The organism is Kocuria rhizophila (assembly GCF_003667225.1).
In the GTDB taxonomy this organism is placed as follows: domain Bacteria; phylum Actinomycetota; class Actinomycetes; order Actinomycetales; family Micrococcaceae; genus Kocuria; species Kocuria rhizophila.
Genome location: NZ_RCOM01000085.1, coordinates 1 through 9,785, shown reverse-complemented (window position 1 = coordinate 9,785; position 9,785 = coordinate 1). Strand labels below are relative to the sequence as shown.

General features: G+C 68.4%; 6 protein-coding genes. 1 reads left to right on the top strand and 5 read right to left on the bottom strand.

Annotated features, from left to right (window positions below):
- The 3 genes from D9R02_RS10035 to D9R02_RS10025 all read right to left on the bottom strand — a co-directional run.
- A partial coding sequence (locus D9R02_RS10035) for a type ISP restriction/modification enzyme (protein WP_147435353.1) occupies positions 1-2,724 on the bottom strand: 2,724 nt, incomplete at its 3' end.
- Positions 2,721-4,127, bottom strand: coding sequence for a restriction endonuclease (locus D9R02_RS10030; RefSeq protein ID WP_183085987.1), 1,407 nt, complete (start codon positions 4,125-4,127; stop codon positions 2,721-2,723). The genes D9R02_RS10030 and D9R02_RS10035, both read right to left, overlap by 4 nt.
- A 308-nt stretch (positions 4,128-4,435) precedes the next feature.
- Complete coding sequence (locus D9R02_RS10025; RefSeq protein ID WP_121566843.1) at positions 4,436-5,290, bottom strand: 3-hydroxyacyl-CoA dehydrogenase; 855 nt, start codon at positions 5,288-5,290, stop codon at positions 4,436-4,438.
- A 324-nt stretch (positions 5,291-5,614) separates the two neighbouring features.
- Here D9R02_RS10025 and D9R02_RS10020 point away from each other — a divergent pair, with 324 nt between their 5' ends.
- Positions 5,615-7,030, top strand: coding sequence for a uracil-xanthine permease family protein (locus tag D9R02_RS10020; protein WP_121566842.1), 1,416 nt, complete (start codon positions 5,615-5,617; stop codon positions 7,028-7,030).
- Positions 7,031-7,284: 254 nt separating this feature from the next.
- Here D9R02_RS10020 and D9R02_RS10015 read toward each other — a convergent pair whose 3' ends face one another.
- Positions 7,285-8,346 carry an enoyl-CoA hydratase/isomerase family protein gene (locus tag D9R02_RS10015; protein WP_035885305.1) on the bottom strand — a complete coding sequence of 354 codons (1,062 nt, stop codon included), beginning with the start codon at positions 8,344-8,346 and terminating at the stop codon, positions 7,285-7,287.
- Positions 8,347-8,543: 197 nt separating this feature from the next.
- Positions 8,544-9,764, bottom strand: a complete 1,221-nt coding sequence (locus D9R02_RS10010) for a TDT family transporter (RefSeq protein ID WP_121566841.1) — start codon at positions 9,762-9,764, stop codon at positions 8,544-8,546.
- Positions 9,765-9,785 lie beyond the last annotated feature (21 nt).

The window sequence follows — 9,785 nt, the reverse complement described above, 5'->3', positions numbered from 1 at the left end:
CCCGGCGGGGGTGCCCAGGGGTTCGTAGGTGTAGCGGGGGAAGAACTGGCCCGCCTTGCCGAAGAGGTCCAGACACGGGATTTCGTTCACCGCCATCAAGGCAAAAGGCTGGCCGGGATTGATCCCGTGGATGTAGAACCCGTAGTTCTCGTGCTCCGGGGTCGGGAACATCTTGGGCAGCTGCCCACGCTCGTGGTTGTATCCCGGCGCAAAGTACAGGTGCTGTTTCGTGAATGGGCGGTAGATGCTCTGTCGCACCGCCCCCGGCGATGGAGTGAGTGCGCGATCTTTGGCGGCCAACTGACGCAGCGACCGGCTCCACGAAAGCCGTGTGGGATCTGCGTGGGTGGGCGAGGATTTCAGCCATTGGGCCACCGCGGACTCGTTCGGCGACACAGTCCGTTGCTGTGCAAAGCGCTTACGGGCAATTTCATACGCGGCTGTCATGCCCTCGATATTTTCGACAAGATCACGGGCTGAGAACTCGTAGACCCAAGCGTCGCGGCTCGACTCCAATCCGCGGCAAAACGTACGAAAAACTGTCGACTTTTCTGATCCGGTATTCTTGGCCCCCAGCGGCGCGTACTCCTGGAACTCGTCCGTGGACTGGTTGAGCCACTCCCCCTTGGCATTGGGCTCCAGGGTCTGCCAGCCCTCGTCGCTCAGACCGGCAGTGCGGATGATGTCGAGTTTCTCCTCGCGGGAGAGGTAGTCCCCGATGTCCCGGTAGTGCAGCTCACAGTCCCCGGTGTGCGCGGGGTCCTTGACCGCAAGCAGGACGGCCACCGTAGTGCGGCTGCCCCCACCGAAGACGTTTCCCGCCTCTTTCTTGCGCAGGTCTCCCGCGCCGCGTGCATTGCCGCGGGTGTTGAACACGTACAACCGGTCGAAGTCCCGCACCAGCGACTTGCGGATGCCGTCCGCCGAGTTTCCGTCGATGTACCCGCCGTTGGTCACGTACGCCAGAATGCCCCGGTCCCCGATCCGGTCCGACCCCCAGCGCAGGGCGCGCACGTAGGAGTCGTAGAGACTGTTCTTGTTCTGGCCGCTTCCCAGAGCCGCATAGGTGTCCCGAATCCGCGCATCCAGCGTGGGGTAGGCCAGGTTCGCGTTGTTGTCGTTCGCACTCGTCTGCCCCACCGAGTAGGGCGGGTTACCCACGATCACGCGGATGTCCGCGTCCAGCTGCTTCTGCGCGCGGGAGTTGTTGCCCGTGAACACCTCGCTGTCGATCACGTCCCGGTCCTCGGACATCTGGAACGTGTCCCCCAGCACAATGCCCTCGAACGGGACATACATCCCGCCCTGCACACCGTGGTACGTGGCCTCGATGTTGATCGCGGCAATGTAGTAGGCCAGCAGCATGATCTCGGTGGCGTGCAGCTCCTCCGCGTACTTGCGGGCAAAGTCGTGCGGGGAGATGATCCCGGACTCGATGAGCCGCACCATGAACGTTCCGGTTCCCGTGAACGGGTCCAGCACGTGCACGTCCCGGTCCGTGAGCCCCGCCCCGAAGTGCCGGCGGGAGAGCTCGTCCACCGAGCGCAAGATGAAGTCCACGATCTCCACCGGGGTGTACACGATCCCCATGGCGTCCGCCTGCTTGGGGAACGCCTTGGTGAAGAAGTTCTCGTACAGCTCCGTGATGATCCGCTGCTTGCCCTCGGGGTTGTCGATTCCCGTGGCCCGGCGCTGCACGCTGTCGTAAAAAGACTGCAGCGTGGTCGTCTCGGACTCCAGGTTGTGCCCGGCCAGCGTGTCCACCATCCGCTGCATCACCACGGACACCGGGTTGTGCGCCGCGAAGTCGTAGCCCTCGAACAGCGCATCGAACACCGGCTTGGTGATCAGGTGCTGGGACAGCATGGAGATCGCGTCCGTGGCGGAGATGCCGTCGTTGAGGTTGGCCCGCAGCGCCGTCACGAACGTGTCGAACTGCTCCGCGACCTCCGGGGTGGGATCCTGGGTGACCAGGGCGGTGATCCGCTCGGTGTGCTTGGCCGCCACCTCCGCAATGGTCGCGGACCAGTTCTCCCAGTACTCGCGGTCCCCCACCTTCTGCACGATCTTGGCGTAGATGGCGTCCCGCCACTCCTGCGCATTCTCGAACGGCAGGTCCAGCACGGTCTGCTCGCCGTGCTCGTTGGTGGGGACCACCACCGTGGAGTCGTCGTCCACGGTCACCGGGATCACGTCCAGGCGGTCGTCCCGGTCCTGGTTGAGGTCGATGTGGTTGACCATCGCCTCGAAACGGTCGTCGTGCGAGCGCAACGCGTTGAGCACGGACCAGATGACCTTGTACTTCTTGCTGTCCTTCAGTGCGGCCTCCGGCGCCACCCCGGAGGGGATGCCCACCGGCAGGATGATGTACCCGTAGTCCTTGTCCTTGGCCCGGCGCATCACCCGCCCCACGGACTGCACCACGTCCACCTGCGAGTTGCGGGGGTTGAGGAACATCACCGCGTCCAGGCTGGGAACGTCCACGCCCTCGGAGAGACACCGCGCGTTGGTGAGGATGCGGCACTCGTCCTGCTCAGGCTCCGCCTCCAGCCACCGCAGCTTGCCGCCCCGCTGCGCCACGTTCATGGTGCCGTCCACGTGCTCGGCGCGCAGCAGCAGATCCTGCGGGTTGTCCTGCGTGAGCTGCTCGCTCACCCGCTCCAGCGCGTCAGCAACCCGCTGCGACTCGCGGATGTTGGAGGCGAACGCCACCGCGCGTTTCATGGGGGCGTTCGGGGGGGGGAGGCCTGCATTCCAGCTTCGGAACCGCGCGTGGACAGGCCCTTCCAGCAGCCGACCATGCGGGCGACGTCGTCAATGCTGAGCTGGCCGTCCTCGTCCGTGAGCAGCTCCTGGAACTGGCGCGTGATCGCGGCCTCGTCCACCGCGAGCACCAGGACCTTGTAGTCGCTGAGCAGACCGCCCTCCACGGCCTCGCCGAAGCCCAGGCGGTGGAACTCGGGGCCGAACAGTGCTGCGTCGTCCATGGACGCGACCACCACGGAGTTCTCCTCCGCCTTCTTCCGGGTGCCCTCGTCGAACACGCGCGGCGTGGCCGTCATGTAGAGGCGCTTGGTGCCGCGGATGAAGGACCGGTCGTGGACGCGCACGAACGCGGAGTCCTCCTGACCGGCCAGCGTGGCGCCGGTGGTGCGGTGGGCCTCGTCGCAGACGATCAGGTCGAAGTCCGGGAAACCCATCTGCTGCGCCTGGTGCAGCACGTCGATGGACTGGTACGTGGAGAACACCACGGTGCGGCCCGCGTAGTCCGGGAAGCGATTCAGTTGAGTGATCAGACGTTCGGCGCTCGTGGTGGCCGGCAACGCCAGGTCCGTGGCGGAGATGTCATCCGCGGTGCTCTTGCCCACCTTCACGTCCGAGCACACCGCGAACGCGCGGAACTCCTCGGAGGCGTCCCGCTTCCACTCGGTGAGCGTCTGGGACAGCAGGGAGATGGAGGGCACCAGGAACAGCACCGTGGCGTTCTCCGGGGTCTGCTCCTGCATGATCTGCAGTGAGGTGTACGTCTTGCCCGTGCCGCACGCCATGATGAGCTTGCCGCGGTCGTGGCTCTCGAAGCCCTCCTTGACCGCCGCCATGGCCTGCAGCTGGTGCGGGCGTGGGGACTTGCCCTCGTCCGCGCGGACCATGTGGTCTGGCTGGTCCAGGTTGAACTGGGACCAGTCGATGGGCGCGTCCGCGAGCTGGGCCAGCCCCACCGTGGACCACGGCTTGTCCAGGTTGTCGATGGTCTTGCGGGTGTTGCCGCCCAGCTCCTTGAGGGACGTGGAGACCATCAGCCGCTCACCGAACTCCGCCGTGGCGGAGGCGGAGATGAAGGAGTCGATGTCCCCCTTGGCGATCACCTTGTCCGGATCCTTGAACTTGCACTGGATCGCGACCTTCTCGCCCGTGTCCGCGCGGACACCCACCAGGTCCACGCCGATGTCCGAGCGGTTGCCCCGATCCGGGTACTCGTTCCACAGCCACACCTTGGAGAACGAGTACGCCTGGTCCGTGAGCAGGTAGGACCGCATCAGCCGCTCGAACTTGTCCCCGCGGTCACGGGTGTCCAGCGCCCCGTAGTAGAGCTTGTCGAGCAGTTCACCGAATGCGTCCTGGGTCATGCCGATCATTATTCATGGACCCCGGGAGGGGCCGGGGACCCACGCCGAGCCGTTGCGGCGGGATGAGCCCCGCAGGAGGCGTGCAACAACGGAGCAAACGCAGGACATGGCGCTCAGACCTGCACTTGCTCCGTTAGTGCACGAGGCGCTGGAGGGCCGAGCGGCGGCGCGCAGACCTCGGCTTCATGCGGCGGAACTCCGCAGCGCGCGGCACCACTCTCCTCGGAAAAGTGCAGCTTTTGCCACATCTGCCGCGATTTTTGGCAAAAACTGCACTTAATCCTCCGGGGAGGAGCGGGCGCCGCCCCTCACTCGTACGTGTAGAACCCCTGCCCCGAGCTGCGGCCCATGTGGCCCTGGTCGATGAACTCCCGCTTCACGCGTTCCGCCACCCGCTGGGACTCCTCGGTCCCCGCGTTGAGGTTGATCTGGTAGTACGTCTCCATGCCCACGTGGTCCAGGATCTGGAACGGGCCCAGCGGGGATCCGGTGGCCGTTCGCCACGTCTTGTCGATGTCCTCCGCCTGGGCGATGTCGTTGACCCACAGGTGCGACGCCGCCGTGAGGAACGGGACCAGCAGGGTGTTGAGGATGTAGCCCGCCTGCTCCTTCTGGATGTGGATGGGCACCATCCCGATCTCCTCCGCGAACTGCAGGACGGCCTGCACCGCTGCGGGGTCCGTGCCGGCGTGGCCCATGACCTCGCCGGTGTTGTTGCGCCACACCTCGTTGGCGAAGTGCAGCGCCAGGAACCGCTCCGGGTGGCCCGTGGCCTCCGCGATGTCGCTGGGCAGCAGCGTGGACGAGTTCGTGCACAGCAGCGTGTCGGACGGTGCCGCCTCCCCGATCTGCGCCCACACCTTCTTCTTGAGCTCGAGGTTCTCGGGGACCGCCTCGATCACGATGTCCGCGTCCGCGAGCGCCGCCGTCAAGTCCGTGGTTCCGCTCAACCGCGACGTCGCGGCCTTCAGCTGCTCGGGCGTGGCCGCCATGTCCCGCGTGTACAGCAGGGACAGCTTCTCCCACTTCCCGGGCAGCGCCCCGACGATCTCCTCGCTGATGTCGTACACGGTCACGGTCTTGCCGAAGTACGCCGCCTGGAACGCGATCTGCGATCCGAGCACCCCGGATCCGATCACGGTCACGTTGGTCAGTTCAGCCATGATGTTCCCCCACTCCTGTGTGAGTCACGCTCGCGCGAGTCGGCCTCCGCGGGCCCGAGGACCACGGGCGTGGCCCCCGTCACTCACCGTACTCGCCCGTAGGTTTCGCGCCAGGGGCCGACGACGCCGCACGGCCGCCTCCCCCGGTGCCCTCACCAGCGCGCACGTGGTCCCGCGAGGGCCCCTCATCGCGCGATTCCCGCGGCGCAGCCCCGGTGGCCCTGACCCGCGCCGTCATGCCCCTCCGGGCCCGCTGGCCTTCCCCGCCCGCGCACTAGAATCCTCGGGGCGGCATCCACGGCCCGCCCAGGAGAAGGAGCACCCATGAGTTCGCCGGTTTCCCCCGACCACACCCCGCCCACGCAGGACGAGCAGCACGAGCCGCGCGGGCGGAACCGGCGCGGCGGCGTCGTCGAGCGCCTGGGCCTGAACTGGCGACTGCACGGAGACGGCAGGCACGTGGCCCCGGGGGACGTGGTGACCCCGCGGGAGCGGCTGGCGTGGCCGCGGACCATCTCGATCGGCGCGCAGCACGTGGTGGCGATGTTCGGCGCCACGTTCCTGGTGCCGCTGCTCACGGGTTTCCCGCCGGCCACCACGCTGTTCTTCTCGGGCATCGGCACCGTGCTGTTCCTGGTCATCACGGCGGGGCGCGTGCCCAGCTACCTGGGGTCCTCGTTCGCGTTCATCGCCCCGATCACCGCGTCCGTGAACCAGTACGGTCCGGGTGGCGCACTCGGCGGCGTGATCATGGCCGGTGCCGCACTGTTCCTGATCGGTGTGATCGTGCAGGTCGCGGGCACGGGGTGGCTGCAGAAGCTCATGCCCCCGGCGGTCACGGGCACCATCGTGGCGCTGATCGGCTTCAACCTGGCGCCGTCCGCCAAGGAGAACTTCACGGCCGCGCCCGTCACCGCGCTGGTCACGCTGGGCTCCATCGTGCTGATCTCCGTGCTGTTCCGCGGTCTGCTGGGGCGGCTGTCCATCCTCCTGGGCGTGGCCATCGGCTACCTCACGGCGGTGCTGCGCGGCGAGGTGACATTCGATGCCATCCAGGCCGCGTGGGAGCAGCAGGGACTGTTCGGGCTGCCGCAGTTCCAGGCGCCCGAATTCCACCTCAGCATGGCCGGGCTGTTCATCCCCGTGATCCTGGTGCTCGTGGCGGAGAACATCGGCCACGTGAAGTCCGTGGCGCTGATGACCGGCGACGACCTGGATCCCTACACCGGCCGCGCCATCATGTCCGACGGCCTGGCCACCATGATCGCGGGCGCCGGGGGCGGCTCCGGCACCACCACGTACGCGGAGAACATCGGCGTCATGGCCGCCACCCGGGTCTACTCCACCGCGGCGTACTGGGTGGCCGCACTCGTCGCGATCCTGCTGAGCGTCACCCCCGTGTTCGGCGCGGCCGTCGCAACCGTCCCGCAGGGTGTGCTGGGCGGCGCGGCCACCGTGCTCTACGGCATGATCGGCATGCTGGGCGTGCGGATCTGGGTGCAGAACCGCGTGGACTTCTCCAACCCGGTCAACCTCACCACCGCGGCCATCGCCATGATCGTGGGCATCGGCGACTACACCTGGTCCGTGGCCGGGCTCGACTTCGCGGGCATCGCCCTGGGCACCGCCGCCGCCCTGGTGGTCTACCACCTCATGGCAGCCATCGCCCGCGCCCGCGGCTCGGTGGGCTCGGACCCGCTCACCCCGGACACCTCGCAGAGCCCGTCGCCGCTGGGCTGACCCCCCAGCACCCGCGCGAACGACGACGCCGCACGGCCAGCTCCGCGCGCAACGTCACCACTCGGGCACCGGCCCCTTCTCCGCCCGGGACCCGTGCAGCCCGACAGCCATGCTGCCCGGCCGAGCCCGCAGGCCTGGGACGCAGGCACGTGGCAGAACCGGCGACGGGTCCTGGCAGCGGCATGCTCCCCGCAGCACGACGCCCCGCACACATCCTGGTGTGCGGGGCGTCGGCGTCGCAAAGGTCCGGTGGATCAGACCCGGATGGGCAGCTCCGACTTCTCGGACACCAGTGCACGGATGCGGTCCTCGTCCACCTCGGCGGCGGTGGCCGGCTCCCACTGCGGGGTCTTGTCCTTGTCCACCACCATGGCGCGCACGCCCTCGATGAAGTCGTGGCCCACGGCGGTGTCCTCCGCCATGCGCAGCTCACGCTCCAGGCAGGACACCACGTCGTCGTCCTCGGAGCCCTTGGTGAGCAGCTCGAACACGCGAGCAAGAGAGGTGGGGCTCATGCCGTCCAGGTCCGAGCCCGCGTTGCGCACGACCTCCTCCAGGGTGTCCGCGCCGTAGGTCGCCACGATCTCGTCCCATCGGGCGGGGAACTCGGACTCGGGGGCGTCCTTCGAGTACTTCTGCACGGCGGCATCCACACCATCGGTGGTGACGGTCTGCACGAACGCGTCCACGTCCGAGGAGTCGATGAACACGTCCGCCAGCCCCAGCGCAATGGCATCCGCCCCGGTGATCCGCACACCGCCCAGCCCGAGGTACCGGGCCACGGCGAGAGACTCGCGGCGGGCGGCGGCGTCGTCGATGGCGGCCCCGGCGCCGCGGGTGACGCGCGGCAGGAAATAGCTTGCGCCCACGTCCGTGAAGAAGCCGATCGCGGTCTCCGGCATGGCCATGACCGTGGTCTCCGTGACGATCCGGTGCGAGCCGTGAACCGAGAGACCCATGCCGCCGCCCATCACGATCCCGTTCATCATGGCCACGTACGGCTTGGGGTAGCGGGCGATCACCGCGTTCATGGAGTACTCGGTGCCGAACGCGTCCCGGATCTCGTCCTCGTGACCCTCCAGTGCGGCGGTGCGCACCTCCTTGATGTCACCGCCCGCGCAGAACGCCTTGGGCAGCTCGGAGCGCACGACCACCTCGGTGATGGCGGGATCGTCACGCCACATCTGCAGGGCGTCCACCAGCTGGTGGTACATGCTGCGGTTCAGGGCGTTGAGCGCCTTGTCACGGGTGAGGGTCAGCAGTCCGGTGTGCCCGACGATCTCGGCGCGGACGAGGGATTCTTCGGTGGCCTTCATGATCCCCATGCTAACGAGCCGGACCTGAACGTGTCGCGGCGGTCACATCCACGCGCCGCGATGCCGCTCGGGGGCGGCAGGCAGAGGCCCGGGGCCGCGTCGGTGACGTGGGCCCCGGGCCTGCCGTGCGGCGTCGTCGTCCCCCAAGCCCGACGACGCCGCCCGCTCCCCCGCGCGCAGTGCGGTCGCGGTGGGTGTCAGGAGGCGGTGCGCGGAACCCGCTCCTCCGCGGCTTCCTCGGTGGTGAACAGGTAGGCACGCACCGCGCGGATCGTGGCGACCGTGCACAGGGTCCAGGTGCACAGCAGCACCAGGCACACGGCATCCGAGGCGATGCCAAAGGCGCGGACGCCCGTACCGCCTTCGAGCCCGTGCAGACCCAGGCAGACCGTGCCGATGGGGAACGTGAGCGCCCACCAGCCCGGCGAGTACGGCATGCCGTGCCGGAACCCGCGGACCGTCATGACCGTGGCCCACACCATCAGCGGGACGCCACAGCTCAGCATCACGATGCCGTAGAAGTTGGCCAGGTGCACCAGCGTGCCGGTGTCCTCCGGGAGCACGAAGCGCTGCGCCTGCACCGCGATGGCCTGCGCGGCGGCGGTGGACTGGCCTACCACACCCAGCGGGATCCACGCGCTAGTGGATGCGGCCACCGGCAGCGGTGCCACGCGCCAATGGTGGTGGTAGGCCACGGCGAACACCACCAGGCCGAGCACGAGCGCCAGGAAGAAGCACGCCACGGTGGTGATCACCAGCAGCAGCTGACCCTCGCGGGTGGCCAGGTGCGGCACGAGGGCCGAGCCGGTGGTCGCGGAGACCATGGGAGGCACGATCGGCAAGCCCCACGTGGTGGTGGGCGCCCCCACGTCCCGGCCTATCAGCCTGACCGCGAAGCCCAGCGCCGTGAGGATTCCCAGCAGCGTGCCCATGGTCCAGAGCACCCCGTCCACCGCCCAGGCGGCCGGGGCGAGCGCTGGCCAGTGCGCGGGGACCACGGTTGCGGTGGCCGATCCCAGGGACAGCACGCCCATGGAGACCATGCCCCACGTGGCCAGCACCGGCAGGTCCCGGATGGTTCCCGCGAGCACCGCCGGGCGGCGCACGATCCGCAGCCCGAACGCCGCGGTCAGGCCCACGAAGATGAACCACCCGATCACCAGCAGCACCACCGCGAGCGCCTGGGCACCGGGAAGGTCCCCGCTCAGCGTCTGCGTGAGGGTCGCGGCAATGCCTGTGCCCATGAGAGAGCCGTACCACTGCGGGCCGGCGGGCGGCAGCGGGAGGGCGTTGACCGTGGACTTCTTCCCGGGTGCCGCCCCGGATGCGCTGCGAGAGACGTTCTGGGACCGGGTCGGGCTGGCGGTCCGGGAGGCAGGGGTTTCTGCGTTTGCGGAGGCAGCAGCGGGCGCGGGCACGGGCGCAGCAGCGGGCTGGGA